We start from the raw sequence: 24,183 nt of genomic DNA, 5'->3' as shown, positions 1-24,183 counted from the left end.
GGAGAGTGGGCCATACCAAAAAAGTCCTCGAACGGTACCTGTCCGCCGGGGCGATCCGGCGTGACGCTGATGCGGTCGCGGCGCTGTTCGCCGAGGACGGTGTGTATGAGGCGCCGTTGGTGCCGCCGGGACATCCGCTGCATCGCCGTCTGGCCGGGCGCGAGGAGATCCGGGCTGGGATCGGTGCCTGTCACCGGTATCCGGCTTTTGAGGTCACTGTGGACTTCGAGCGGTCCGGCTATGTGTTGCATGACACGGCCGCGGACCGCCCGCCACTCGGTTTGCGCGGTGATCCTGCGGCCGCTCGAGCCTGGCCTGCCTTCCATCAGGCCCGGGTGCGTCGCATCAGGCTGAGGTGCGCTGGAGGGGGCCTGTCCCTGGGCTCGGCACCGAACCCAGAGACACCGCAGATGTCCGCGCCACGTTGCAACGGCTGGTCAACCGGCAGATCCTGACCGAGACTCAACCCGGCCTGTTCACCCTCAGCCCCGGAATGGACATATCCCCCGGACCACCTTCTCAGGTGTCGCCCGTGCACCTTACGTCGGACCCATAGTCCGCGAGGGCCCAGTTCGGGATCCAGCCGCGCTTGTTCGTCCCGACCACGACGACGTAGGTCCATGTCCACTCGTTATCGTCCCAGCGATAGTCGAGCGTGAAGCAGTGGTAGTCGAGGCTGTGGCGGGAATCGATATTGGTAGCACTGATCGCGCAGGTCTCGGTAGAGCCGACGTACGCGTCCTGGTCGTCGTACAAGGTGTGATGGTTGCCCGAGGAATCCCTGTCCGACGGCGCGGCTCGCCCGCAGCTCCAGTGCGCTGAGGCTGGTGCCGGGGCGACAAGCGCGCCGAAGGTGGCGACTGCGATCGCTGCTGCGACGGTAAGAGGCCGAGATAGTCCTTTTTGCATTCCATCCCCCGTAGGTCAGGTGTAACGGTCTCGATGCCGGGATCGTTTTGATCTTGCATCGAGATCCGACCCTATCAACGTGGATGAATGCCGTAAAGGTGAGACCGATGGTGAACCAGCGCTCGACCGGGCCTCGTTGACGATCTTCGCTGGTAGACGGGGACGGGCGAACGGGCGTGAATTCTGTGCCGTGCCGTGGTCTCTCGCTGCCTGTCGTCGTCGGGCGGCGCCTGGCGGCCCGACCGACTTGTGGCGCAGCTATCCGTCACAGGCGTCGCATCATGCTGGGGTGCAGTGGGTGAGGCTGGGGTGCGCCGCATCAGGTCGAGGTGAGCAGGGTCAGGCTGAAGTGCGTCGCATCGGTGCCGTGGGCGGGCACCCCGCCCTGCGCGGGCGCCAAGTCGGCCCGTGCCGGCACATCCCAACCGCGCAGCCGGCCCGATCGACGACCGGGCCGGCTGCACACCTCGATCTCCAGGCCTCCGGCATCGGAAGCCGGCGCGATCAGGCGAAAGTCGCCGCGTCGATGACGAAGCGGTACCGCACGTCCGAGTTCACGACCCGCTCGTACGCCTCATTGATCTTCTCCGCCGGGATGGTCTCGATGTCCGACCCGATCCCGTGCTCGACGCAGAAGTCGAGCATCTCCTGCGTCTCCCGGATCCCGCCGATCGTCGACCCGGCGAACGAGCGCCGCTTCATGATCAGTGAGAAGACCTGCAGCGACAGCGGCTTCTCCGGGGCGCCCACGTTGACCATCGTGCCGTCCACGGCCAGCAGCGACAGGTACGCGTCCAGGTCGAGCGACGCGCTCACCGTGTTGATGATCAGGTCGAACGAGCTCGCCAGCTCGGTGAACGTGTCGGGGTCGGACGTCGCGTAGTAGGCGTTCGCGCCCAGGCGCAGGCCGTCCTCCTGCTTCTTCAGGGACTGGGACAGGACCGTCACGTCCGCGCCCATGGCGTGGGCGAGCTTGACCGCGACGTGGCCGAGCCCGCCGAGGCCGACGACGGCCACCTTCTTGCCCGGGCCCGCCTGCCAGTGGCGCAGCGGCGAGTACGTGGTGATGCCCGCGCACAGCAGCGGTGCGGCGACGTCCAGCTCGAGGCCGTCGGGGATCCGCACGACGAAGCCTTCGGTGACGACGATGCTCTGCGAGTAGCCGCCCTGGGTCGGTCGGCCGTCCTTGCCGACGCTCGCGTACGTGCCGACGTTGCCCTTGGCGCAGTGCTGCTCCTCGCCCGCGGCGCAGTACTCGCACTCGCCGCAGGAGTCGACCATGCAGCCGACGCCGACGCGGTCACCCACGGCGTACTTCGTCACGTCGGTGCCGACCTCGGCGACGATGCCGGCGATCTCGTGCCCGACCACGATCGGGTACGTGGTCGGTCCCCACTCGCTGCGGGCGGTGTGGATGTCCGAGTGGCAGATGCCGGCGTACTTGATGTCGATCCGGACGTCGTGCGGGCCGACGTCGCGCCGCTCGATCGTCGTCGGCACGAGTGGTTCGGTGGCCGACGGGGCGGCGTATGCCTTCACGGTGGTGGTCACGGTTCTCCTCGGTGTTCCGGTGCGTTGAGTCCAGGTAACCGCCGGCCGCCCGGAGGTGGGAGGGCCTGACGAAGGGAGTACTGGTGGAACCTCCCTGTGGGGACCCGGCCCGGCACAACGTCCGGGGCGGGACACCGCACCCCGCTGTACGTGCCCTCACCAGTTCCCGTTATGCCTGCCGAAAGAGCACCGCGATGGAGACGCGACCGCTGGGACGGACCGGAGTGCAGGTCAGCCAGCTGTGGGCACCATGAGTTCGGCGACTCGGGCACGCGGGACCACGGCGAGAGCGTCAAGATCATACATCGGGCGCTGGATGCGGGATCACCTTCGTCGACACCGCCGACGACGATCCGAATAACCGGGGGCGGCTCGCGGTGCTGGATCATGCGATCGGTCGACAACCCGCTGCGCCGGCTGGGCACCGACTACCTCGACCTCTATCAGGTGCACCGCTACGACTCGGCCGTCGACGTCGATGAGACGCCGGGCGCGCTCACCGACCTGGTCCGGACCGGCAGGATCCGCTCCCTGGGGCACTCCACGTGCCCGCCGTCGGTGATCGTCGACGCCCGGTACGTCGCGCGGGACCGGGGGCTCGACGCCGCGGAGCAGCCCGGGAAGCCGGCCGACGAGACCGGGCCGGCTGGGTCAGCCCCGCCCGGCGCCGCGGAGAGCGACCGCCGTGGGCGTGCTCAGCCCAGCGTGCTGAACTGCACGGCGGCCAGCTTCCAGGTGCCCGCCTGCCGGATCCACACGTGGCTGACCCGGACGGTCAGGTCGAGGGGCGTGCCCCGCCAGGTGGCCCGGCACCGCTGCACGCCACGGACGATCGCGGTGCCGTCGTAGCGCTGGACATCCGTTTCGGAATTGTCGACGCCGAGGAACCGGAAATCGTCGTGGCGGGCGATCCACTGCCGTTTGCCGAGCACGTGTCCCCGTTCGCCGATGGACCGGAAATCGTCGTCCAGCAACGATTCCAGCCGGTCGGTGTCGCCGTGCAGTTCCGCCTCGTCGAATGCGTGCTGCACGGTCAGGATCTCGTCCGTCATGTCTTTTCCTCGAGTCCGTGCCAGGCCAGCCGCAGCAGCCGCCGCGCCTGGGTGAGGTCGGTGCCGCCCAGGGCGGCCCCGTTGGCCAGGGCGAGCAGATCGGTGACGGCGATGTCCGGGCCGATCCGCGCGTCGCCCTGGGCCCGGCGCAGCAGCGCGTCCGCGGTGGAGATCATCGAGTCGTGCCACCGGGCGAAGAGGACACCGCGGTCGGTGCTCGCCGCGGCCAGCGCCAGCGACCGCTTCGTCGCCACGTGCGCGACGAAGTGGTCGAGCCAGGTCAGCAGGGATTCCGCGGTGTCCGGGGCGGTGAGCAGCTCGGCGCCGCGGCGGGCCAGGTCCGCCACTTCCCGCGAGTACACCGCGACGATCAGATCGCTGCGGGTGGGGAAGTGCCGGTACAGGGTGGCGTTGCCGACGCCGGCCCGCCGGGCGATCTCGTCGAGGGCGACGTCGTGCCCCCGCTCGGCGAAGATCTCCCGGGCGGTCGCGGTCAGGCGTTCGATGCTGCGGGTGGCATCCGCGCGGCGGCGGCGTCCCGCGGGATCGGCCGGCCCGGGTGCGGTCACCGGGTCACCCTACCGAATTAAACGGGGATGTCCCCGGTTATGGCTTCGACGATCTCCGATTCCTGCGGGACGCCCCGTGCGACCAGGGTCGGCGTGGAGTCGGCCCGGCGTTGGGCGCGATAGCCGCCGAAGGCCATGGGCAGACCGCGCGCGGTGAACGGGTCCGCCGAGTCCATCACCTGGATGTGCAGGTGGGGCTGCAGCGAGTTGCCGGAGTTGCCGCAGTCGCCGAGCTGCTGTCCGACGCCGACCTGATCGCCCGGCGCCACCCGGAGCGAGCCGGCGCGCAGGTGGGCGAGAACGGCGTACGCCCGCTGGTCACGCAGCTGCAGGATCACGTGGTTGCCGGCGATGGCCCCCGCGCCCTGCCGCGCCCGGGCCGCCTGGGTCAGGGCGTAGGACACGCGGGTGAGCTGCGAGCGCCGGGCCTCGTGGTCCGGCTCGCCGTCGTGGACCGCGACGACCGTGCCCGTGGCGGGCGCGAGGATGGGCAGGCCGAACGCGTAGAACCGGTCCGGTGGTTCGGTGGCCACGACCGTGCGCCAGTCGCGCACGGCGGCCGTCCGCCGTCCCCGCACGGCGATGAAGTCCATGGCGTAGGTCGTGGCGAACAGGTGGGTGCCGTGGCTGGGCACCCGCCGGGCCGGGCTGTTGCGGGCCAGCCAGGTGCCCCGGAACGGCAGGGCCAGGGTGACGTGGTCGGGATCGGACATGCGCATTCCCCCCGGATCGCGGACCGTTCACCGTACCGGCGTGGCGCGGTCGCCGCAGAACTGCAAACGGTTGCCGCCGGATCGGCCGCCGCCGATGACTCAGCCCGAATTCGGGAGATTCTCCGGCGGCATGCCATTGGGGTAAACGCCTCATAACCGGGCAGTCCGGTTGACGCCGGCGCCACCGCGGAGTTTAGTTCGGCGCAAAGCTTTGTAGGGCACCATGGAAACCCCGGTGCAAACAACCGAAGAGCCGCCCGGGGGCAAACCGGACCGAAAGCTTTCTTCCCGACCGTACGGCCGTCGGGCCGATGAATGCCGCGCCTGTCGCATGCAACAGACCTGCATATCGGCGGCATTGACTCCCGACGATGAATTTACCTATGTTTTTCGTAGACGTCTCGTCGACGTTTCGGTCAATGATCGCGCCATTTCCCCCTCATCTGTCGTCACTCGGGGATCGCGTACGCCCCGGAAACGGAGCATCCACCATGCGCAGGAAACCACTGCTGGCCGCGGCCGTCGCGGCCGCGCTGACCGTCGCGGTCGCGCTCGCCGGCACGAATGCCGCATTCGCCGACACTTTCTTCGGCGACACCTTCGACGACGGCGACGCCAACGGCTGGACCAGGACGGGCGGCAGCTGGTCGGTCGTCACCGACGGCTCACCGGCCTACCGGCAGGCGAGCACGGGCGCCAACGCCAAGGCCCAGGCCGGTGACCTGGCCTGGTCCGACTACACCGTGCGGGCCCGGGTCAAGCCGACCGCCTTCGCGACGTCCGCCCGCTCGGCCGGCATCACCGCGCGCAGCACTTCGATGAGCAGCTACTACGCCCTGGTGCTGACCGGCGGCGGCGCGGCGCAGTTGCAGCGCGTCGCCAACGGCACGATCACGGTTCTCGGCTCCGCGGCGGTCGGCGTCACCACCGGCACCTGGTACGACCTAGCGCTGCGGGTGACCGGCTCCACCCTGGCCGGCTCGGTGAACGGCGCCCAGGTGGTGCAGGCGACCGACGCGACGTTCGGTTCGGGCCGGATCGGCCTGGTCACGTCGTACGCCTCCGCCTCGTTCGACAACGTCGTGGTGGAGACCCCGGCGCCGGGCCCCGACCCGAGCGGGACGACACCGCCGACCACGCCGCCGGACCCCGGCAACTGCCGGGTCGCCGGAGCGCCCACCGGATTCGCGTCGGTGAACGCCTGGGGCCGCTCGACCACGACCGGCGGCGCGGGCGGTGCCACCATCGCGGTCGACACGGCCGCCGAGCTGCTCGGTGCCATCGCGCGGCCCGAGCCGCTGACCATCTGCGTCAGCGGCACGATCACCCTGCCGGCCGGCATGTACGACGTCGCGTCGCACAAGTCGATCGTCGGCGTCGGCGCGACCGCGGGCATCACCGGCGGCGGCTTCACCATCGGCCTGCCGGTCTCCGCGGTGACGACTCCGCCGGCCGACGCCGTGCAGAACGTCATCATCCAGAACCTGTCGTTCCGCAACGCCAGTGACGACTCGATCAACGTGCAGATGTTCTCGCACCACGTCTGGATCGACCACAACGACCTGGCCCAGGGCTACGACGGCCTGATCGACGTCAAGCGCGGCTCGTCGTACGTGACCGTGTCGTGGAACCACACCCACCACCACACCAAGAACATGCTGCTCGGCCACGACGACAACAACGGGGCGCAGGACACCGGGCGGCTGAAGGTCTCCTACCACCACAACTGGTTCGACGCGACACCGCAGCGCAACCCGCGGGTCCGCTTCGGCGAGCCGGTGCACGTCTACAACAACTACTACTTCTACAACACCGACACCGGTGTGGCCTGCCAGAACAACGCCGGTTGCGTGGTCGAGGGCAACTACTTCGAAAACGTCGAGGAGCCGGTGACCAACACGTACGCCGGGCCCGCCGGCCGGTGCGTCGCCCGCAACAACGTCTTCGCCGGCGAGTCGGGTGCCCCGGACTGCTCCGGCACGGTGCAGGAGCCCAGCACCTACTACGCGTACACCCTGGACGACCCGAACGCCGTCAAGGCGATCGTCACCGCCGGAGCCGGAGCCGGACGGATCGTCCAGTGAGGACCCGTCTCCTGGCCGCCGTCGCCCTGGCCGCGGTAGCCGTCGTGCAGGTGCCGTCCACGCAGGCCCTGGCGGCACCTGCCACGGCGGACGGCTTCGCGAGCGTCGCCGGCTACGGCCACGGCACCACGACCGGAGGCGCCGGCGGTCCGACCGTCACCGTCTCCACCCAGGCGGCCTTCCTGGCCGCGATCGCGCAGCCCGGACCCCTGATCATCCAGGTGTCCGGCGCTATCACCCTGCCGACCGGCTCCCGTGACGGCATGCACGACGTCACCTCGGACAAGACCGTCGTCGGGCTCGGGTCCACCGGTGCGCTGGTCGGCGGCGGGCTGAACATCGGCCTGCCGGTCGACGACGACCTCACCACGCCACCGGCCAACGCGGTGCACAACGTCATCATCCGCAACCTGCGGCTGACCGGCGCCACCGACGACCTGATCAACGTGCAGATGTTCAGCCACCACGTGTGGATCGACCACAACGACTTCTCCGACGGCGACGACGGCGCGCTCGACATCAAGCGCGGCTCGGACCTGGTGACCGTGTCGTGGAACAGGTTCCACGACCACGACAAGACCCTGCTGCTCGGCCACGACGACGACGGCGTCGCGTCCACCAACGACGCGGGCCTGTTCGTGGAGGGCAACTACTTCTTCAGCGTCAACAACCCCGGCCGGGTCGACTTCAGCGGCCCGCTCGGGCGGATGGTCCAGCGCGACAACATCCTCGTGGAGTGCAACCACGCGATCGAAGTGCGGGGCACGGTCACGGATCCGCGGACCTTCTACGCCTACACGGCGGACAGCGCGTCGAGCGTACCCACGATCGTGCCGGCCGGTGCCGGCACCGGGAAGGTGTGACCCACCATGAGACGACTCCTGGTCGTTGCTGTGCTCGTGCTCGGCGCCGGGTTCCTGGTGCCGGGCACGGGAAACGCGGCCGTGGCGCCCGCGGCCGACGGTTTCGCGAGTGTCAACGCGCTCGGGCGTAACGGCACCACCGGTGGCGCCGCGGGACCGACGGTCACGGTCACCACGGGTGCCGCGCTGGAGCAGTACGCCGGCACGAACTCGCCGTACACGATCCTGGTCAGCGGCCGGATCACGATCGACGACATGATCACCGTGGTGGCCGACAAGAGCATCATCGGCGTCGGCTCCACCGCGGAGATCACCGGCGGGGGCCTGCAACTGGGCTCCACCACCCGGCCCGGCAACAACGTCATCATCCGCAACATCACGTTCAGCAACGCCTCGGACGACTCGGTGAGCGTCACCAACGGCGCCCACCACGTGTGGATCGACCACAACGAGTTCCTGCCCGGCTACGACGGCTCGCTCGACATCAAGCGCAAGTCCACCTACGTCACCGTCTCCTGGAACCGTTTCCGCGGCTCCGACAAGTCGATGCTGCTCGGGCACTCCGACTCGTACTCCGCCGACGTGGGCTATCTCAAGGTCACGTATCACCACAACCACTTCGAGGGCAGCAACCAGCGTCACCCGCGGGCCCGGTTCGGCGACCCGGTGCACGTCTACAACAACTACTACCGCGACATCGGGCTCTACGGCATCGCGTCCACCCAGAACGCGGGCGTCGTGGCCGAGGGCAACTACTTCGAGAACGTGCCGTACCCGTGCCATTCGGTGAGCGGCTACGCCGACAGTGATCCGGGCCGGCTCGTGCAGCGCGCCAACGCCTTCGTCAACTCCGGGGTCTGCGAGGCCGGTGGCACGGTCACCGAGCCGTCGACGTTCTACGCGTACCAGCTCGACGCCGCGTCGTCCGTGCCCGCCGCGGTCACCGCGGGCGCCGGAGTGGGGAGGATGTCATGAGAGTCGCTCTGTGTGCGGTGCTGGTGACGGCCGGCCTGACCGTGGCCGGGCCGTCCCAGGCGGCCCCGGCCGGCGCCCCGGACGGCTTCGCCTCCGTCGCGGCGCTGGGCCTGTCCGGCACCACCGGCGGTGTCGGCGGGCCGACGGTCACCGTCGACACCACCGACGAGTTGCTCACCGCGATCGACACGGTCGGCCCGATGACCGTCCAGGTGTCGGGGACCATCGCCATCACCAGCAAGCAGGGGGTACGGCCGAACAAGACGATCGTGGGCCTGGGCTCCACGGCGGTCATCACCGGCGGCGGCTTCGACTTCTACCGCTCGTCGAACGTGATCGTGCGGAACCTGACCTTCACCGACGCCGAGGACGACGCGGTCAACGTGGGGCAGCAATCGCACCACATCTGGATCGACCACAACACCTTCCGCCGCCCGGTGGACGGCTCGATCGACATCGTCCGCGGCGCCGACTACGTGACGGTGTCCTGGAACCACTTCGCCGGCACCGACAAGAGCATGCTGATCGGCCACTCCGACGGCGCGGCCTCCACCGACACAGGTCACCTGAAGGTCAGCATCCACCACAACTTCTTCGACAACTCCCGCCAGCGCCACCCGCGGGTGCGCTTCGGCGAACCGGTGCACGTCTACAACAACTACTTCCTGGGCAACGAGCTCTACGGCATCGCGTCCACCGAGAACGCGGGCGTGCTGGTGGAGGGCAACTACATCGCCCAGGTGGCGAACCCGTGCCATTCGACGGGCGGGTACGCCGACAGCGGCCCGGGCCGGCTGGTGCAGCGGGCCAATGTGTTCGTGGGCTCCGGGCCGTGCGAGGCGGGCGGTGCGGTCGTGGAGCCGCGGACGTACTACCCGTACACGCTGGACGCCGCGACGTCCGTGCCGGGCCTGGTGGCGTCCGGGGCCGGCGCGGGCCGGCTCTGACCGCGGTCGGCGCCGGCCGGAAACCGGCGCCGCCTCCGGCCCCGCGCCGACAGCCGCCTCCGGCGCTGCGGCCCTGCGCGACGGCGGCGCCGCGGCCCTGCGCGACGGCGGGCTCCCGCGTCGCGGTCCCGGCCGGCCCGGCCGCCCGGCTGGCGTCGCGGCCGGCAGTTAAGGTCACCGGCATGGACTGGACCGCCTGGCATGCCGGCTACGACGATCCGGACTCGGTGCTCGCCCGGCGGCTCGCCGCCGTGCAGGAGGTCATCCGGGCGGCGCTCGACGACGCGCCGCCCGGCCCGGTCGCCGCGATCAGCATGTGTGCCGGTCAGGGCCGCGACCTGATCGGCGCACTGGCGTCGCACCCGCGCCGCGACGACGTGCGGGCCCGGCTGGTCGAGCTCGACCCGCGCAACGCGGCGGTGGCCGAGCAGAGCGCCCGGCAGGCCGGGCTGGCCGGGATCGCGGTCGTCCGGGGCGACGCCGGGCTGATGCGGCACTACCGCGACGTGGCGCCGGTGGACCTGGTGCTGGCCTGCGGGGTGTTCGGCAATCTGACGGACGCGGACGTGCTGCGCACCGTGGAGGCCTGCGCCCAGCTGTGCCGCGAGGGCGGCACGGTGGTGTGGACCCGGCATCGGCGGCCGCCGGACCTGGTCCCGGTGATCGCGGACTGGTTCTCGGCCCGCGGTTTCGAGCAGGTGTACCTCAGCGATCCGGCGGCCGGCTTCGGAGTGGGCGCCCACCGGCTGTGCCACCCGCCGAAGGCACTGCCGGGCGCCGACCGCATCTTCACCTTCGTCCCGGAGAAGCAGGCGCACTAGGCTGCCCCGATGGATCAGGCTCGCCCGCACACCGTCACGTCGCTCGCGTCGGACCTGCGCGCGCTCGGGCTGACGGCCGGCGACGTGGTGCTGGTGCATTCCTCGTTGCGCAGCCTGGGCTTCGTGGCCGGCGGCCCTCAGGCGGTCGTGCAGTCGCTGCTGGAGGTGTGCGGGGCCGGTGGCACCGTGGTCGTGCCCACCCACACCCCCGACAACAGCGATCCGGCCGACTGGAGCCGGCCGCCCGTACCCCGCACCTGGTGGCCGGTGCTGCGGCGCGAGACGCCGGGGTTCGACCCGGCGCGGACGCCGAGCCGCTGGATGGGGGCCATCGCGGAGACCCTGCGGACCTGGCCCGGCGCCGTCCGCAGCGACCATCCGCAGGTGTCGTTCGCCGCCCTGGGAAAGGACGCGACCGGCATCGTCGCCGGTCACCGCCTGACCGAAGGGCTGGGCGAGCACTCGCCGCTCGGCGCGGTCCACCGGCTGTACGGCAAGGTGCTGCTGCTGGGCTGCGGGCACGACTCCAACACGTCGCTGCACCTGGCCGAGTCGCGTCAGCCGGCCGCGCCCCGGTCGGTCGCCGGTGCCTCGGTGCGGCAACCGGACGGGACCGACCAGTGGGTCACCTGGTCCGAGGTGGTGGCCGACGAGAGCGACTTCGCCGAGCTCGGCGCCGCCTTCGAGGGGACCGGGGCTGTCACGACCGGGCCGGTGGGCAGTGCCACCGCGCGCCTGATGGAGCAGCGCGCGCTGGTCGGCTTCGCGACGACCTGGCTGGCCGAGAACCGGCGCCGGTAGGACGGTTCCGGCCTCAGCGGAAGGCGTCCGCGTGGACGGCGGCCCAGGCGGTGAACGGGCGCGGCGGACGGGCCAGCAACCTCGCCACGTCGTCGCTCGGGGTCCGTTCGCCGGGCGTGGGGGAGCCCATGATGTCCAGCGTGCCGGCCACCACCTCCGGCGGCATGAAGGCGCCCAGGGCGGCCGCGGCCTCCGTGCGGGTCAGCTCCACGAACGTCACCTCGGCGCCGATCGCCCGGCCGATGGCCGCCGCCTGTTCGGGGGGTGAGATCGGGGCGGGGCCCGTCAGCTCGTACACCTGGCTCTGGTGACCGCCGCGCAGGGTGATCGCCGCGCAGGCCGCGAGGTCCGCCGGGTCGACGACCGGCAGCGCGACGTCCGCGAAGGGCGCGGCCACGAGGCGCCGCTCGCGGACCGACGACGCCCACGCGTACGCGTTGGAGGCGAACCCGCCCGGCCGCAGAATCGTCCACTCCAGCCCGCAGCCGCGCAGCGCCTCCTCGAATTCACGGAGGGGCGCGTGTGACGCCGCACCCGGCCGGGTCCGTACCCCCTGCGACGACTGCAGGACCACCCGGCGCACGCCCGCCGCCTTCGCCGCGCCCAGCACCGCGTCCGGGTCGATCCCCGCGCCGCCGCCCGCCACCAGCACGAACAGCGCCTCGGCGCCGTCGAGCGCGGGCTGCAGCGATTCCGCGTCGGTCAGATCGGCCGGCACGTGCCGGACCCCGGGCGGCAACGTCGCCGGCCGCCGCGACACCGCTGTCACGCGCTCGCCCGCCGCTGCCAGCTCCGCCACCAGCGGAGCCCCCACGTTGCCCGTCGCCCCCGTCACCACGATCATGTCGTTCCCTCCGTCATGCGTTGAGGAAGGGAAGCTAGCATCGGCGGGATAGTAGGTACCTAGAGGAAAGTGACTACCCTGTGAAGCCCAGCCGCCAGGCCCCGCCGGAGACCGCCTGCCCGATCGGGCCCGTGGTCGACATCGTCTTCAGCCGCTGGACCACGCCCATCCTGTGGGCGTTGCACGAGTTCGGGCGGCAGCGTTTCGTCGAACTGCAGCGCCGGATCGCCACCATCACGCCCAAGGTGCTCACCCAGCGGCTGCGCCAGCTCGAACGCGACGGGCTCATCACCCGCACCTACCACCCCGAGGTCCCGCCCCGCGTCGAGTACGAGATCAGCGAACTCGGCCTGACCCTCGCGCCGCTGTTCGCCGCCCTGGCCGACTGGGGCTCGGGGCACCTGGGCAGCGTCGAGCAGGCCCGCGCCGCCTACGACGGTCACCAGGCGATCGGGGCGTAGTCCTTCAGGAAGATGCCGTACAGGTCCTCGCCCTGCTCGCCGCGCACGATCGGGTCGTACACCCGGGCCGCGCCGTCGACCAGGTCCAGCGGGGCGTGGAAGCCCTCGTCGGCCAGCCGCATCTTGGTCGGGTGCGGGCGCTCGTCGGTGATCCAGCCGGTGTCCACGCTGGTCATCAGGATGCCGTCGGTGAACATGTCCTCGGCGCTGGTACGGGTGAGCATGTTCAGCGCCGCCTTGGCCATGTTCGTGTGCGGGTGACCCGCGCCCTTGTAGCCGCGGGCGAACACACCCTCCATCGCGGACACGTTCACCACGTACCGGCGGGGGAACGGTGACGCCGTCATCGCCGCGCGCAGCCGGCTGACCAGCACGAACGGGGCCGTGACGTTGCAGAGCTGCACCTCCAGCAGCTCCAGGGCGTCGACCTCGTGCACCCGGTCGCTCCAGCTGTTGGTCGGCGCCAGGTCGGGGACCAGCCCGCCGGCGTCGATCGCGGTCAGCGCGGCGATCCGGTCCGGGCTGGCCGAGCCGCTGGTCAGCGCCAGGGCGGTCAGCGCGTGCGGGCTGAACGACGAGCCGTCGGTCAGCGACGCGGGGTGCGCCGCCATCGCGTGGCCGCCGAGATACTCCAGCTCGGGCAGGGGACCGTCGGGCAGTGGCGCCGACTCGGCCGCCACCAGTGCCGAGTACGAGCCGGGCGAGCGCCGTACCGTCTGGGCCGCGTTGTTGATCAGAATGTCCAGCGGGCCGCGGGCCGCGACCGAGTCGGCCAGCGCGACCACCTGCCCCGGGTCCCGCAGGTCGATGCCGACCACCCGCAGCCGGTGCAGCCAGTCCGCGCTGTCCGGCATCGCGGCGAAGCGCCGCACGGCGTCGTTCGGGAACCGCGTGGTGATGGTGGTGTGCGCGCCGTCGCGCAGCAGCCGCAGCGCGATGTACATGCCGATCTTGGCGCGGCCGCCGGTGAGCAGCGCCCGGCGCCCGGTCAGGTCGGTGCGGGCGTCGCGGTGGCTGTGGTTCTTCGCCGCGCAGGCCGGGCAGAGCTGGTGGTAGAACGCGTCGACCTGTACGTAGCGCTGCTTGCAGATGTAGCAGCCGCGCGGCTGGCGCAGGACGCCCGCGCTGGTCGTGGTGGTCGCGGTGGCGAGCGGGATGCCGGCGGTCTCGTCGTCGATGCGGCTGGGCGCGCCGGTCGCGGTCGCGGCGGTCACCGCACGGTCGTTGGCCAGGATGGCGTCGCGGCGGTCCCGGCGGCGGCGCAGCTTGACCGTCTTGAACAGGCCGGCGGTGGCGCGGCGGACGGCCACCGCGTCGGGGTGCTCCGGGTCGAGCTGCTCAGCCTCGGCGATGACCTGCAGGCACAACGCGAGGCGCTCGGGGTCGATGCGGGTGGCGTCCGTGGGCGCGTCGGCGTAGCCGCCTGACGTGGCGGACTCGTCCATGGTCGCGGTCATGCTCATCCCGTCCCGGTAGAACCCCAACTCTCCCGGGGCATGGTACTGACTACGCCGGGCGCACGGCTGATCCGTACGACCCGGCGGGCCACAATAGCCGCAAGAGTGCCATAACGGCTAGCTTTCGATCTGCCGGAGGCGGTCAGGAGGGCGGCTCCGGGCGGGTCGGGGGCAGCTCGAGGATGGCTGTGGTGTCGACGCCGGGCTCCCGCCGCCCGGGGTCGGCGGGGGCTTCGCCGCCGTCGGCCGTGGTGTCGTCCGGCGGGGTGACCCGGCCGGAGAGGTCGACCGTGACGGGCGGCCCGTCTTCGTGGCCGGTCCGTCCGTAGCCGTCCGGGTCGGTTTGTCCGTTGGCTTCGCGGTCGGCCCGTCCGCGGCCGGCGGCCGGTGGCCAGGCCGGGGGTGCCGACGGGCTCGTCGGCGCGGGGGACGAGGGGCGTTCGCCGGACACCGATGGCGATTGAGTGCTGGCGGCGGGCCAGGAGGCGTCACCCGTGCCCGGCTCGTCCAGCGTGATCCGCGACGAGGAGGGGTGCGGCGCGGAACCGGCGACCGGATAGCCGGACGTCGCCCCGCCCGAGACGGGCGCACTGGCCGAGAAACGGCCACCGGCTCGTCCCGAGGGCGCCGTGGGCGCGGGCCCGGCAGCTGGGGACCCTGTCCCGGCCGCCGGCGACGCGGACCGGGCAGCGGACGACGCAGAGCGGTCAGCGGATCCGGCGGCCGGCGATGCGGATCCGGCGGTGGACTCGGTAGCGGCCGACGCAGAGCCGGAAGCGAGTCCGGCGGCGGACGTCCCTGACCCGGCAGCGGATCCCGCGGCGGGCCACGCGGACCCGGCGGCGGATGAAGCCGGTCCGGCCGTCGAATCCGGCGAGGCCGCCGGGGAGACCGATGCGGTCCCGGAGAAGTGGTCCGGCCGGGCACCTGGCCCACCCGGGCCGCCAGGCGAAACCGGAGCCGTCACTGGGAAGGAACCCGCCCCGGACACACCGGGCGACACCGGGGCGTCCGCCGCCGAAGACCCGGCCACCGGCGCGTCCGCCGCAGAGGGATCGCTCATCGGCGTCGCCGGAGACACCGACCGCGCCGCCGGCTGCGGAGGCCACGCCGAGGTCGTGTCCCCGTCCCCGGACGGCCGCTCGAACCAGGCCGACGCCCGGACCGGCGCCCCTGCCCGGCCACCGGCCACCGCCGACGTCCGCGCCCCCGCCACCTCCGGAGCCGCGTGCCGCCCCACCGACACCGTCGGGAACAGCTCCTCGTCCTCGTACTCCTGCAGCCCGGCCCGCTCCTGCAGGCGCCGCAGCGGTCCCGGCGCCCACCAGGCCGCGTCGCCCGTCAGCTTCAGCACCGCCGGTACCAGCAGCATCCGGACCACCGTCGCGTCCAGGAACAGGGCCACGATCATGCCGACGCCGATGAAGCGCATCGTGGTCACCGACGACAGGGCGAACGCGCCCGTCACCACGATCAGCAGGATCGCCGCCGCGCTGATCACCCGTCCGGTGCGGGCCAGGCCCGTGGTCACCGCCTCGGCCGTGGTCGCGCCGCGGGTGCGGGCCTCGACCATGCGGGACAGCAGGAAGACCTCGTAGTCGGTGGACAGGCCGAAGACCACCGCGGCCATCAGCACCACGATGCCGACCTCGGGGGGCGCCGGCGTGACCCGCAGCAGGTCCGCGCCGTGGCCGTCCTGGAAGATCCAGACCAGGATGCCGAACGTCGCGCTCAGGCTCAGGGCGCTCAGCACCACCGCCTTGACCGGCAGCAGGATCGAGCCGAAGGCCAGGAACATCAGCACCAGCGTCGCCCCGACCAGCAGGGCGATCATCAGCGGGAGCTGGTCCGCGGTCGCGCTCAAACTGTCGACGTTGCGCGCGGTCGTGCCGCCGACCAGGACTTCTGCGCCGGGTGGGGCGCGCAGGGAGCGGATGTCCTCGACCGCGTCGCGCGCCGCCGTGCTGAACGGGTCCGTGCCGGTCAGGGTCGCGGTGTAGAGCAGGACGTCGCCGCCGGTGCCGGCCGGGGTGACCGCGGCGAGGCCCGGGACCTTGCGCACCTCGTCGGCGAACGCCGTACCGTCCTGGGCTGCCGGTGCGGCACCGCGCGTGCCGCGCAGCACCACCTGGACGCCCGCGCTGCTCAGCGCCGGGAAGTCGGCCTTGAGGGTCTCGATCGCCTGCCGGGCCGGGTTGCCCGCCGGCAGGATCCGCTCGTCGTTCTCGCCGAAGCGCACCCCGGCGATCGGCGCGGCCAGCACCAGCAGCCCGGCCAGGATCGGCAGGGCGACCAGCACCGGGTGGCGCAGCACCGCACCGGCCAGGCGGGCCCAGCCGGTGCCGGCCGGCCGGTTCCCGCCGCGGCGGGGCAGCCGCACCGGCAGCTTGTCGACGCGCGGGCCGAGGACCGCCAGCAGGGCGGGCAGCAGCGTCAGGGACAGGATCGCGGCCAGGGCGACGGCGGCCAGGCCGCCGTAGGCCAGCGACTTGAGGAAGCCCTGCGGGAACAGCAGCAGACCGGCCAGGGCGATCATCAGCAGCGTCGCGGAGAAGATCACGGTGCGTCCGGCGGTCGCGACGGTACGGGCCACCGCCTCGCCCGGCGTACGCCCGAAGCCCTGCTCCTCCCGGAACCGCCCGACCATGAACAGCCCGTAGTCGATCGCCATGCCCAGCCCGAGCAGGCTGGCCACGTTGACCGCGAACGAGTTGACGTCGTGGCCGTACGCGATCGCGTGCAGCACCCCCAGCGAGCCGAGCACCGCGCACCCGCCGACCAGCACCGGCAGCGAGGCGGCGACCAGTGAGCCGAAGATGAACAGCAGCAGGATCAGCACGATGGGCAGCGACACCGCCTCGGCGAACGCCAGGTCCTGCGTCGACAGCGTGGACGACGCGTCACTGAGCGGCGCGCCGCCGGCGAGCTGGGTGGTGGCGCCCTCGACCGACAGCTTGTCGTCGATCTCCCGGTACGCCTCCAGCTTGGCGCCCTCGTCGTCGCCGGCCAGGGTCAGCACCGCCACGGCCCGGGACCGGTCGGCCGACGCGTACTGCGCGGTCTTGTCCGGCCAGTACGACGCGACGGCCGTGACCGCGGACCGCGGCAGCGCGTCGAGCCGGGTCCGTACGCGCTGACCCAGCCCGGTGTCGTCGATGCTGCCGGACGTGGGCGTGTAGATGACGACGACGTCGCCGCCCTGCGCGCCCAGCTCCTCGCGGACCACCTCGGCGGCGCGGGTCGACTCGCTGCCCGGGTCGTTGTAACCGCCCTCGGTCAGCTGGCCGAAGACGCCCAGTCCCCACATCCCGGCCGCGGCGACCGCGACGACCGTGCACACCAGCACCGGCCACCGGAACCGGGCCACCCATGATCCCCAGGCGGCGAACACACCGATCTCCTCCACACCCGCGTCCCGCACCCCACGGAACGCCCGGTTCCCCCCACCCCAGGGGGACCGGCAGACCTCAGCGCAGCGTCGCCGCTTCGAGCGCGACGCCGCCGCAATCCTGGCTGAACGCCTCCTCGGTGATCCAGCTCAGATTGATCTTGCCGTTCCGCGGCGCCCGGTACGTGATCACGAAGACCGCCGTGTCGAGATTGTTGCTGCGTTCCTCGAACGTCGAGGTGGCCGAGGCCGATCCGGCCGAGAGCCGCGCGGTCAGCTTGCCACGGCCGGCCAGCGCCCCCACGTAGAGCCGCAGGGTCCGGGTCGACGTGCCGGCCGGGGCCGAGATGGTGAAGCCGTTGCCCTTGCCGCAGGTGCGGATGCCGGTCGGCGTGCCGTCGCTGTCGTTCACCGGCGAGCCGTCGCGCCAGCTGAACAGCTCGTCGCTGAAGCCGTGCCGGAAGCGCGGCGCGGTGGGGGCGCCCTCGAGGATCTGGAAGTCGCCGTCGGCCCGGCGTTCCAGCGAGAAGGTGCTCTGCTCGCCCCAGTGCACCCAGTCGCGGCTGCCCTCGGCGGTCAGGTCGACCCGGGAGGGGACGTCGTTGCGGGCGACCTTGACCGAGCCCTGGTCCGGCGGCTTCGGTGTGGTCGTCGTGGGCGCGGGCCGGGTGGTCCGGCTCTTCGACGGCGTGGGCGACGGCGAAGGCGGACGGCTGTCGGAGGCACTGGGCAGCGGGATCGGGAACTGGTCGGCCGGCGGGTTGAGCGGCACGTCCCCGAGCGCGGGCGGCTGCACCGGCGGGATCGCCTGCTTGTTGTCGTCGCGGACCGCGCGGCTGATGATGAAGCCGAACGCCACCACGATCAGCACCCCCGCCAGGATGACGGCGGCCGGCATGAGGAACTCGGTCAGCCGGCGCCGCCCGTCGTCGAGCAGCAGCGGTGGCACGGCCGCGCCGCGGCGGCCGGTCGTGCGGTAGCCATAGCTGGTACGCGGGTTCGGCGCGGACGGGTAGGGCCTGCGGTGCCCCACGTCGGCCGATCGTCCCGCGGACTCAGGCTGGCGACCTGTCGTACGGTCGTCGTCCGGCAACCGACCCTCCCCGGTCGTTCGCGGGCGCGCGCCGACCGCCGGTGGCGGCCGGGCGGGTTGTCCCGAGTGCTGTACTGCGTGAGCCGGTGCCGGCGACGAGCCGTCGCCGTGATGCTGTGGGGAGGTACACCGTCTCACCTTCCGTGAGTGACGGAGAAGAGCGAAATGAGTAACCAAGCCGTCCGGATGATCACCAGGGTCGGCGGTTCGGTGGAGGTTCGCCCCGGCTTCCGCAGGCGCGGCGAGTACGGTGTCCGGAGTCTGCCAGCATGTCCCGTCCGACAGGAGAGTCCGATACAGATGAGCGTCCAGGACAAGACCGGTACCAGTCGCCGGGGCCAGGCCCTGACCGGCGCCTTCGCGGGTGTGGCCGTGATCGCCGTACTGGTCGCGGTCTATGTCGGCATCCAGGTGTCCGACGACGAGAAGCCGGCGGCCCCGGCGGCCGCCTCCGCTCCGGCCGACCCGGCCGCCGCCGCGCCGACCGAGCCCGCCCCCGCGCCCAGCCAGCCGCCGGCCGCGGCGCAGGTCCCGCTGGACCCGGCGCTGCAGCAGCCGCCGGTGGTCAAAGCCGGCAAGGGCAAGGTCGCCGAGCTCAAGGTCACCGAGATCATCGCCGGCAAGGGCCCGAAGCTGAAGGCCGGCCAGACCATCCAGGCCAACTACGTGGGCGTGACCTACTCCGACGGCAAGGAGTTCGACTCGTCCTGGAAGTCCGGGCAGCCGGCGCAGTTCCCGGTCGGCGCCGGCCAGCTCATCGAGGGCTGGGACAAGGGCCTGGTCGGCGTGGCCGTCGGCAGCCGGGTGCAGCTCGACATCCCGGCCGCGATGGCCTACGGCGACCCCGCCCCCGAGGGCCGTCCCGGCGGCGACCTGCGCTTCATCGTCGACGTGCTGGCCGCCCAGTAAGGAGCTCGGTCACAGCTCCCGCACGATCACGTCCACCTGACGGGAGCGGCCCGCCGCGACGGGCCGCTCCTCGACGGTGTACTTCAGGTCCCGCAGCGCGGCCAGCAGCTCGTCCACGGACGCCGGCCGCGCCCCGGCCTCGGCCAGCGAACGCACCAGCCGGCCCTTGGTGGCCTTGTTGAAGTGGCTCACCACCGACCGCCGCGGCTGGTCGCCGGCCATCCGCTCGTGCAGCACCCGCACGGTGGCGGTGCGCCCGGCGAGGGCGCCCGCGGGCGCCCACATCGCCGCATAAGCGCCGGACCGCAGATCCAGCACCGGGCCGCCGGCGGCCGCGCGGTCCAGCGCGGGGCCGAGCGCCTTCTTCCAGTACGCTGTGAGCCCGCCGAGCACCGGCAGCGTGACACCGACCGAGCACCGGTACGCCGGGATCCGGTCGGTCAGCCGCAGCACCCCCCACAGCCCCGAGAACACCACCGCCCGCTCGTCGACCCAGGCCCGGGCCGGCGGCGCGAGCCCGGCCGGGTCGAGGGCCTCGTAGAGCACGCCGGTGTAGACCCCGGCGGCGGGCGCAGCCGGTGCGGTGGCCAGCCCGGCGTTGCGGGCCACCTCGGCGTGCTGGGCAGCGCTGAGCCCCAGCACCGCCAGCGAGTCGGCGACGCCGCGGGCGCTGCCGCGTTTGCACAGCGCCACGAGCTTGGACAGCACCCGGCGCCGGGCCGGCGCCAGCCGCGGGAGCCACAGCTCGGCAGGGTCGGCGGGTGCACCGGTGGCCGGTGCGGTCTTGCCCTCGGACGGCGGCAGCAGGATGAGCACGCCGCGAGGTTACAAGTCCGGCTCGGGGGCCAGCGCGTCGGCCACGCTCGGATAGATCTCCAGCACCGGCAGCAGCCCGGCGACCCGCAGCAGGTCCCGCAGCTGGTGGCCCGGGGCGGCCAGCCGCAGCCAGCCACCGGCGGCGACGGCCCGCTCGTGCCCGTTGATGAACGAGCGCAGCCCCGTGGAGTCACAGAACCCGATGCCGGAGACGTCGACCACGACCCGCGGCACCGGCCGGTCCAGCACCTGCTCGAGTGTGGTGCCCAGCACGGTGTCGGTGCCACCGTCCAGGTCGCCGCGCACGGAGACGATCACGGTGTCGTCGGGGTCACCGATGACGGACACTTGCACGACTGGGCCTCCCCGGGCACGACGGAGACCTCTCTCTGCCCAGTCAGGACGCCGGTGGAACCTGTGGGACCGTGATCGTCGTGCGGACCGTCGCCTGGTCGATCTCGCTGACCCGGACGGTGAAGCTGATCTCGTACGTGCCGGGCAGCGGGAAGGTGAGCGCGCCCATCGCGTCGTTGCGCGGGGCGAGCGGCAGCATCGGCTCGGACACCGGCTCCAGATCCTGACCCTGCAGGCGGGTCGTGACGGTCCATTCGGGGGCCGGCAGCGGCTTGCCCTCCGGCGTGTAGGTGAAGCCGTGCACGGTGTTGTTCTCGCCCAGCTCCACCGGGTAGACGGAGAACTGCAGCGTGAACAGCTCCGAGGTGAGCGTCTGCGAGACCCCCTTCTGGGTGCTAGTGGTCCGCTCGCCGATGACGCTGCGTCCGGGCGTGACCTGCACCAGCACGGCGCTCAGGCCCAGCACCAGCACGGTGGCGGCGACCTCGGCCCCGACCGTGCGCCGTAACGTGGCCACGCCGCCGTTGCGCACCTGGGCCCGGCGTACGAGCCGCCGCGCGAAGGCTGCGGCCGCCAGCACCCCGGCCAGGATGGCGATCTTGCCGAGCAGGAGGCGGCCGTACCCGGTGCCCCACAGCGCGCCCACGGACCCGACCTGGACCACCGCCTGCACCGTGCCCGCGCCGACCAGCCACACCACCGCCAGCGCCGCCCAGCGCGACCAGGCCGGCAGGATCACGCCCAGCACCCGGGGATGGGCGCCGCGCAGCAGGAACACCGCCAGCGTGACCAGCCCGCCCAGCCAGACCGCCATCGCGGCGATGTGCACGACGTCGGCGGCCACGATCGCCGCGGCCAGCGGCGAGTCGGTGGCGTGCCCGGTCAGCGGCCAGGTGCTCAGACCGGCGGCGGTCAGGGCCGGCAGCGCCACGCCGTGCCACCGCCGGCCGCTGCCGTGCAGGACCGGCAGCAGCAGCGCGGCGGCCGCGGCCAGCAGGGCCAGCCGGGCCAGCAGGATGACGCCGAACGGGCTGGCCAGCACGTCGGCGAGCTCGGTGACCGAGACGTCCCACAGGGGTGCGCCGCTGCTGTTCGGCGCCTGCGCCCACAACGCGCCCAGGGTCGACGCCGCGGTGGCGATCACCCCGGCCCGGACCAGCAGGATCGGCCCGCGGCGGGACAGGCGGCGGGGCCACAGCAGGGCGAGCAGCAGGGCCGGGCCGATGATCAGCGTCAGACCGGCGTACCCGATGAACTTGATCGTGGGGACCGCCACCGCGACCGACGGGTGCACGGTGTCCGGATCGCTCTCCGGCGGGCGCGCCGAGGGCGCGCCGACCGAGAACGTCATCGCGCCGCCGACCGGATGGCTGTCGGCCGAGATGATCCGGTAGCTGACCAGGTACGTGCCCAGCGGCTGGTCCGCGCGCCGCACCTGGATGCGCAGCGTCGAGCCGGTCGCGGTGACCGTACCGGTGATCCGTTTGCCGTCCGGCGCCAGCACCTGGGTGCGTTCAGCGACCGGTGTGATGCCCTCGGTGAAGTTCAGCGTGATCTCGCCCGGAGCGGTAGCCACCACACTGCCGGGCTCCGGCGTCGCCGTGGTCAGCGCGGCGTGCGCGCTCGCCGGTGCCGCCGGAAGCAGCACCGCACCCAGTCCGATCATGGCCACGATGAGTACGCGCACGATCCGCGGCCCCCCAGCCGCTGCAGCCCCTGTCACGGTAGGTAGTTCGGATCATCGGGGGGAAAGGTTCAATCCGCGCACGACGGCTTACCGATCCGCCCGGCCGGGTACCACCCGGCGATACGATCCCGGGCAGGTCCACGCCCTCAAGGAGGCTCCTCGATGTCCGTGCATCCCCGCGCCGGCACCCCCGCCGATTCCCGCGACCGAATCGACGTGCCCCGGGTGGTCCTGAGCTACTACACCGGCCACCCGGATCCCGGGGTCGCCGAGCAGCGCGTCGCCTTCGGCACCTCCGGGCACCGCGGCTCCAGCCTGAAGACCGCGTTCAACGAGGACCACATCGTGGCCACCAGCCAGGCCATCGTCGAGTACCGCCGCGAGCAGGGCACCGACGGCCCGCTCTACCTGGGCCGCGACACGCACGCACTGAGCGAGCCGGCGATGATCTCCGCCCTGGAGGTCTTCGCCGCCAACGACGTGCGCGTGCTCATCGACAGCCGCGACGGCTACACGCCGACCCCCGCGCTGTCGCACGCGATCCTCACCCACAACAAGGGCCGCACCTCCGGGCTGGCCGACGGCGTGGTCGTCACCCCGTCGCACAACCCGCCGGACGACGGCGGCTTCAAGTACAACCCGCCGCACGGCGGACCGGCCGACACCGACGCCACCAAGTGGATCCAGGACCGGGCGAACGCGCTGATCGCCGGCGGCCTCAAGGAGGTACGCCGGGTGCCGGCGGCCCGGGCCCGCACCTCGGACCTGGTCTCCGGCTACGACTACCTGGCCACCTACGTCGACGACCTGGGCTCGGTCATCGACATGGAGGCGATCCGCGCGGCCGGCGTCCGGATCGGCGCGGACCCGCTGGGCGGCGCCAGCGTCGCCTACTGGGGCGAGATCGGCTCCCGGTACGGGCTGGACCTGACGGTGGTCAACCCCGACGTCGACCCCACCTTCGGCTTCATGACGCTGGACTGGGACGGCAAGATCCGGATGGACTGCTCGTCGCCGTACGCGATGGCCTCACTGATCGCCCAGAAGGACAAGTTCCAGCTGGCCACCGGCAACGACGCGGACGCCGACCGGCACGGCATCGTCACCCCCGACGGCGGCCTGATGAACCCCAACCACTACCTGGCGGTGGCGATCTCGTACCTGTACAAGGTCCGGACGGACTGGCCGGCCGCGGCGGCGATCGGCAAGACGCTGGTGTCCTCGTCGATGATCGACCGGGTCGCGGCGGACCTGGGCCGCAAACTGGACGAGGTGCCGGTCGGCTTCAAATGGTTCGTGCCGGGCCTGCTGGACGGCTCGGTCGGCTTCGGCGGCGAGGAGAGCGCGGGCGCGTCGTTCCTGCGCCGCGACGGCAGTCCGTGGAGCACGGACAAGGACGGCATCCTGCTGGACCTGCTGGCCTCGGAGATCGTGGCGACGACCGGCCGCACCCCGAGCGAGCACTACCGAGACCTGACAGCGAAGTTCGGCGACCCGGCGTACGCCCGCATCGACGCCCCGGCGACCCGCGACGAGAAAGCCATCCTGGGCAAGCTGTCGCCGTCGCAGGTGACGGCCAAGGAACTGGACGGAGAGCCGATCACGGCGGTGCTGACCTCGGCACCGGGCAACAACGCCCCGATCGGCGGCCTGAAGGTGACGACGGAATCCGGCTGGTTCGCGGCCCGCCCGTCGGGCACGGAGGACGTCTACAAGATCTATGCGGAGTCGTTCAAGGGGCCGGACCACCTGGCGCGGATCCAGGAGGAGGCGCGGGGGGTGGTCTCGGCGGCCCTCAAGGGCTGAGCCCCGGATTTTCCCGGCCCGGACCGCTCACGGTCCGGGCCGGCTTGTGCCGGGCCGGGTGCGCCGATCGCGGCTTGTGCCGT

The 24,183-nt window shown here is 72.2% G+C and carries 22 protein-coding genes and 1 pseudogene; 11 read left to right on the top strand and 12 right to left on the bottom strand.

The features are described 5' to 3' along the window. Positions 1-5: 5 nt before the first annotated feature. Positions 6-455 (top strand): nuclear transport factor 2 family protein, encoded by a 450-nt coding sequence (locus tag Aau02nite_RS48190; RefSeq protein WP_212994610.1) that lies wholly within the window; start codon positions 6-8, stop codon positions 453-455. A 64-nt stretch (positions 456-519) separates the two neighbouring features. On the opposite strand, the gene Aau02nite_RS43815 is transcribed toward Aau02nite_RS48190, so the two are convergent. Next, positions 520-756, bottom strand: a complete 237-nt coding sequence (locus Aau02nite_RS43815; RefSeq protein WP_212994609.1) for a hypothetical protein — start codon at positions 754-756, stop codon at positions 520-522. A gap of 657 nt (positions 757-1,413) precedes the next feature. Continuing rightward, complete coding sequence (locus tag Aau02nite_RS43810; protein ID WP_212994608.1) at positions 1,414-2,460, bottom strand: NAD(P)-dependent alcohol dehydrogenase; 1,047 nt, start codon at positions 2,458-2,460, stop codon at positions 1,414-1,416. 171 nt (positions 2,461-2,631) lie between these two features. On the opposite strand from Aau02nite_RS43810, the pseudogene Aau02nite_RS47775 reads away from it, so the two are divergent. Further along, positions 2,632-2,973 (top strand): annotated as a pseudogene (locus tag Aau02nite_RS47775) (aldo/keto reductase); the annotation flags it as partial. A 182-nt stretch (positions 2,974-3,155) separates the two neighbouring features. Here the strand turns inward: Aau02nite_RS47775 and Aau02nite_RS43800 are convergent. From Aau02nite_RS43800 to Aau02nite_RS43790, 3 genes are read right to left on the bottom strand one after another with little or no spacing between them, the layout of a single operon-like run. After that, positions 3,156-3,512 carry a nuclear transport factor 2 family protein gene (locus Aau02nite_RS43800; protein ID WP_212994607.1) on the bottom strand — a complete coding sequence of 119 codons (357 nt, stop codon included), beginning with the start codon at positions 3,510-3,512 and terminating at the stop codon, positions 3,156-3,158. After that, positions 3,509-4,081: a TetR/AcrR family transcriptional regulator gene (locus Aau02nite_RS43795; RefSeq protein ID WP_212994606.1), complete on the bottom strand. Its 573-nt coding sequence runs from the start codon at positions 4,079-4,081 to the stop codon at positions 3,509-3,511. The genes Aau02nite_RS43800 and Aau02nite_RS43795 overlap by 4 nt, the downstream gene beginning before the upstream one ends. Positions 4,082-4,098: 17 nt before the next feature. Further along, positions 4,099-4,794 carry a M23 family metallopeptidase gene (locus tag Aau02nite_RS43790; protein WP_246595889.1) on the bottom strand — a complete coding sequence of 232 codons (696 nt, stop codon included), beginning with the start codon at positions 4,792-4,794 and terminating at the stop codon, positions 4,099-4,101. Positions 4,795-5,285: 491 nt separating this feature from the next. Here Aau02nite_RS43790 and Aau02nite_RS43785 point away from each other — a divergent pair, with 491 nt between their 5' ends. The 6 genes from Aau02nite_RS43785 (at position 5,286) to Aau02nite_RS43760 (ending at position 11,285) form a co-directional block, all read left to right on the top strand. Beyond that, positions 5,286-6,878, top strand: coding sequence for a pectate lyase family protein (locus Aau02nite_RS43785; RefSeq protein WP_212994604.1), 1,593 nt, complete (start codon positions 5,286-5,288; stop codon positions 6,876-6,878). After that, positions 6,875-7,741: a pectate lyase family protein gene (locus Aau02nite_RS43780; protein WP_212994603.1), complete on the top strand. Its 867-nt coding sequence runs from the start codon at positions 6,875-6,877 to the stop codon at positions 7,739-7,741. Before Aau02nite_RS43785 ends, Aau02nite_RS43780 begins: the two co-directional genes overlap by 4 nt. A gap of 6 nt (positions 7,742-7,747) precedes the next feature. Then, positions 7,748-8,716: a pectate lyase family protein gene (locus Aau02nite_RS43775; RefSeq protein WP_212994602.1), complete on the top strand. Its 969-nt coding sequence runs from the start codon at positions 7,748-7,750 to the stop codon at positions 8,714-8,716. Further along, positions 8,713-9,663 carry a pectate lyase family protein gene (locus Aau02nite_RS43770; protein ID WP_212994601.1) on the top strand — a complete coding sequence of 317 codons (951 nt, stop codon included), beginning with the start codon at positions 8,713-8,715 and terminating at the stop codon, positions 9,661-9,663. Before Aau02nite_RS43775 ends, Aau02nite_RS43770 begins: the two co-directional genes overlap by 4 nt. A 182-nt stretch (positions 9,664-9,845) precedes the next feature. Further along, a complete protein-coding gene (locus tag Aau02nite_RS43765) occupies positions 9,846-10,484 on the top strand; it encodes a class I SAM-dependent methyltransferase (RefSeq protein ID WP_212994600.1) in 639 nt (212 codons plus the stop codon). A gap of 9 nt (positions 10,485-10,493) precedes the next feature. Beyond that, entirely contained in the window at positions 10,494-11,285 is a 792-nt protein-coding gene (locus Aau02nite_RS43760) for an AAC(3) family N-acetyltransferase (protein ID WP_212994599.1), read from the top strand. A gap of 13 nt (positions 11,286-11,298) precedes the next feature. Here Aau02nite_RS43760 and Aau02nite_RS43755 read toward each other — a convergent pair whose 3' ends face one another. Then, complete coding sequence (locus tag Aau02nite_RS43755; protein WP_212994598.1) at positions 11,299-12,129, bottom strand: SDR family oxidoreductase; 831 nt, start codon at positions 12,127-12,129, stop codon at positions 11,299-11,301. 80 nt (positions 12,130-12,209) lie between these two features. On the opposite strand from Aau02nite_RS43755, the gene Aau02nite_RS43750 reads away from it, so the two are divergent. Beyond that, complete coding sequence (locus Aau02nite_RS43750; RefSeq protein ID WP_212994597.1) at positions 12,210-12,590, top strand: winged helix-turn-helix transcriptional regulator; 381 nt, start codon at positions 12,210-12,212, stop codon at positions 12,588-12,590. Here Aau02nite_RS43750 and Aau02nite_RS43745 read toward each other — a convergent pair. The 3 genes from Aau02nite_RS43745 to Aau02nite_RS43735 form a co-directional block, all read right to left on the bottom strand. Next, positions 12,569-14,035 (bottom strand): SDR family NAD(P)-dependent oxidoreductase, encoded by a 1,467-nt coding sequence (locus Aau02nite_RS43745; protein WP_246595897.1) that lies wholly within the window; start codon positions 14,033-14,035, stop codon positions 12,569-12,571. The genes Aau02nite_RS43750 and Aau02nite_RS43745 overlap by 22 nt on opposite strands. Positions 14,036-14,189: 154 nt before the next feature. Next, a complete protein-coding gene (locus Aau02nite_RS43740) occupies positions 14,190-17,453 on the bottom strand; it encodes an MMPL family transporter (protein WP_246595888.1) in 3,264 nt (1,087 codons plus the stop codon). A gap of 61 nt (positions 17,454-17,514) precedes the next feature. Then, positions 17,515-18,468, bottom strand: coding sequence for a hypothetical protein (locus Aau02nite_RS43735; RefSeq protein ID WP_246595887.1), 954 nt, complete (start codon positions 18,466-18,468; stop codon positions 17,515-17,517). Between the two features lie 360 nt (positions 18,469-18,828). On the opposite strand from Aau02nite_RS43735, the gene Aau02nite_RS43730 reads away from it, so the two are divergent. Further along, on the top strand, positions 18,829-19,437 hold the full coding sequence (locus Aau02nite_RS43730) for an FKBP-type peptidyl-prolyl cis-trans isomerase (protein WP_212994596.1): 609 nt from the start codon (positions 18,829-18,831) through the stop codon (positions 19,435-19,437). Positions 19,438-19,446: 9 nt separating this feature from the next. Here Aau02nite_RS43730 and yaaA read toward each other — a convergent pair whose 3' ends face one another. From yaaA to Aau02nite_RS43715, 3 genes are read right to left on the bottom strand one after another with little or no spacing between them, the layout of a single operon-like run. After that, positions 19,447-20,253, bottom strand: a complete 807-nt coding sequence (gene yaaA / locus Aau02nite_RS43725; RefSeq protein WP_212994595.1) for a peroxide stress protein YaaA — start codon at positions 20,251-20,253, stop codon at positions 19,447-19,449. Between the two features lie 9 nt (positions 20,254-20,262). Beyond that, positions 20,263-20,607, bottom strand: coding sequence for an STAS domain-containing protein (locus Aau02nite_RS43720; RefSeq protein ID WP_212994594.1), 345 nt, complete (start codon positions 20,605-20,607; stop codon positions 20,263-20,265). A gap of 43 nt (positions 20,608-20,650) precedes the next feature. Beyond that, entirely contained in the window at positions 20,651-22,294 is a 1,644-nt protein-coding gene (locus Aau02nite_RS43715; protein ID WP_246595886.1) for a copper resistance CopC/CopD family protein, read from the bottom strand. Positions 22,295-22,456: 162 nt separating this feature from the next. Here Aau02nite_RS43715 and pgm point away from each other — a divergent pair, with 162 nt between their 5' ends. Beyond that, a complete protein-coding gene (gene pgm / locus Aau02nite_RS43710; RefSeq protein WP_212994593.1) occupies positions 22,457-24,100 on the top strand; it encodes a phosphoglucomutase (alpha-D-glucose-1,6-bisphosphate-dependent) in 1,644 nt (547 codons plus the stop codon). Positions 24,101-24,183 lie beyond the last annotated feature (83 nt).

This window comes from Actinoplanes auranticolor (assembly GCF_018332655.1).
Classification (GTDB): domain Bacteria; phylum Actinomycetota; class Actinomycetes; order Mycobacteriales; family Micromonosporaceae; genus Actinoplanes; species Actinoplanes auranticolor.
Note: the sequence above shows the minus strand (reverse complement) of the source record. Positions and strands in the feature narration are given on the sequence as shown.

Excerpts from the sequence above, each read along its gene's own strand:
- Aau02nite_RS43745 (WP_246595897.1), bottom strand. The coding sequence starts at position 14,035 with ATGGACGAGTCCGCCACGTCAGGCGGCTACGCCGACGCGCCCACGGAC.
- Aau02nite_RS43800 (WP_212994607.1), bottom strand. The coding sequence starts at position 3,512 with ATGACGGACGAGATCCTGACCGTGCAGCACGCATTCGACGAGGCGGAA.
- Aau02nite_RS43755 (WP_212994598.1), bottom strand. The coding sequence starts at position 12,129 with ATGATCGTGGTGACGGGGGCGACGGGCAACGTGGGGGCTCCGCTGGTG.
- Aau02nite_RS43770 (WP_212994601.1), top strand. The coding sequence starts at position 8,713 with ATGAGAGTCGCTCTGTGTGCGGTGCTGGTGACGGCCGGCCTGACCGTG.
- Aau02nite_RS43765 (WP_212994600.1), top strand. The coding sequence starts at position 9,846 with ATGGACTGGACCGCCTGGCATGCCGGCTACGACGATCCGGACTCGGTG.
- pgm (WP_212994593.1), top strand. The coding sequence starts at position 22,457 with ATGTCCGTGCATCCCCGCGCCGGCACCCCCGCCGATTCCCGCGACCGA.
- Aau02nite_RS43760 (WP_212994599.1), top strand. The coding sequence starts at position 10,494 with ATGGATCAGGCTCGCCCGCACACCGTCACGTCGCTCGCGTCGGACCTG.
- Aau02nite_RS43790 (WP_246595889.1), bottom strand. The coding sequence starts at position 4,794 with ATGTCCGATCCCGACCACGTCACCCTGGCCCTGCCGTTCCGGGGCACC.
- Aau02nite_RS43775 (WP_212994602.1), top strand. The coding sequence starts at position 7,748 with ATGAGACGACTCCTGGTCGTTGCTGTGCTCGTGCTCGGCGCCGGGTTC.
- Aau02nite_RS43785 (WP_212994604.1), top strand. The coding sequence starts at position 5,286 with ATGCGCAGGAAACCACTGCTGGCCGCGGCCGTCGCGGCCGCGCTGACC.
- Aau02nite_RS43730 (WP_212994596.1), top strand. The coding sequence starts at position 18,829 with ATGAGCGTCCAGGACAAGACCGGTACCAGTCGCCGGGGCCAGGCCCTG.